This is a genomic window from uncultured Campylobacter sp., assembly GCF_938040115.1.
GTDB lineage: Bacteria > Campylobacterota > Campylobacteria > Campylobacterales > Campylobacteraceae > Campylobacter_A.
On the sequence record NZ_CALHXD010000154.1, the window covers coordinates 1 to 1,688 of the forward strand.

The window sequence follows — 1,688 nt, forward strand, 5'->3', positions numbered from 1 at the left end:
CAAGGAATAGGATTTTTATGCGTGGCATCAAGATAAAACCACTGCGTGCCGACCATTATATTTTCGGGGTTTGGCGTCTCGAGGATCAAGATACCGCATGGAGCCAAAACCCTTTTGGCCTCTTTGATTAGCTCTAGCACGTCGTCAAATTTGATATGCTCCACGACTTGAAAAGCGGTTATGATATCAAGGCTGTTTTCATCTAAGCTTTTTAGTTCACCCAAAGCGTCGTTTACCGCTGCGTTTAGCCCCTTTTGCGAGGCTAGCCTGACCATGCTTTCGTTTACGTCGATACCGCGCGCATTAAAACCGTTTTCGTTTAGCAAGCTTATCCATTCGCCGCGTCCGCAGCCGATATCCAGGGCTTTTACTTCGTCTTTTAAAATTTTTAGAGGATTAATAAATTTTAGGTATTTTTTCTGCCTCTCTTTTATGAGCTCTTCGCTGCCTCTAAATTTTTCCTCAAATGCTACGTAAAAATCATCGTTCATTTTTTATCTCCACTATCGGTTCAAGCCTGCAAAGCCCGACAAATTCCTTTTTCTCCCCGCTTATAACCTCGAAATTTAAAGCGTTATCTATCCAGTGATAGCATTCGTTTATGTGCGTTTCGTCAGGATGAACGGCGACGGTCAAGGTGTATAATCCCACGCCGATATTTAGACGCATTTTAAAATCCACATCGTAAATTTCGCCCTTTTTAAACGCGTATTTCGCGCCTAGCAAACCGGTATTCGTGCCGTAGATGTCTTGTCCAAATTTATCTTTTATCAAAATCCCGATCGATGCGTTATCGCTTTCCAAATTTGACAGAAGCTTGACGCTAAATTTTACCTCGTCGCCGCAGCTTACGGTCGCGGTTTGCACGCCGTCCTTTTGCATTAAAATTTGTAAAATTTCAACCTCTTTCGTGCCGTAGTTATTTTCAGAAACCTTGATCTCTTCGTCCTCTTTTGATATCTCGGAAATCAGATAGTTGTAAGTATCGAGCACGTCGGAAGGATTGCCGTCTTGGACTATCCTGCCCGATTTTAGAAGTATTATACGGTCGCAAAGCAGTTTAAGTGCGTTTAGATCGTGCGAGACGAAGATCACGCTTTTGCCCAGTTGCTTGATCTCTTTTAGCTTTTTGACGCATTTTTGCGAGAAGTGCGCATCGCCCACAGACAGCGCCTCGTCGATGATAAATATGGACGCGTCCGAAAAAATAGCGATGGAAAAAGCAAGACGCACGACCATACCCGAAGAGTAGGTACTTATGGGCAAATTTATAAAATCCTTTAACTCACTAAATTCAATGATATTTTGTAAATTTGCATCGATATAGGCTCTATCCATACCGAGCAAATAGCCGTTAAAATAGATATTTTCTATACCATTTAGATCGTAGTTAAATCCCGCTCCAAGCTCCAAAATCGCGGCGATTTTTCCCGCTTTCTCGACCGTGCCTGAGCTTGGCGCCAAAACGCCGCTGATTATCTTTAAAAGAGTAGATTTGCCTGCGCCGTTAAGCCCGATGATGCCCAGACTCTCGCCGCTTCTTAGATCAAAACTAATATCGCGGTTCGCAAAGAAACTTTTGTGACATTTTTTACCGAAAAATATCTCTTTTAAGCGGTCGCTCTCGCGTTCGTAAACTTTAAATTCCTTGCTTATATTTTTTACACTTAAAACTACGCTCACAATAC

At 42.5% G+C, this 1,688-nt stretch carries 2 protein-coding genes; both read right to left on the reverse strand.

Annotated elements, in window-relative coordinates; genetic code table 11:
• A partial coding sequence (locus Q0314_RS05505; RefSeq protein ID WP_298057374.1) for a class I SAM-dependent methyltransferase occupies window positions 1-491 on the reverse strand: 491 nt, incomplete at its 3' end.
• Window positions 481-1,688: ABC transporter ATP-binding protein (locus Q0314_RS05510; RefSeq protein WP_298057375.1), on the reverse strand; the 1,208-nt coding region annotated here is incomplete at its 5' end. The genes Q0314_RS05510 and Q0314_RS05505, both read right to left, overlap by 11 nt.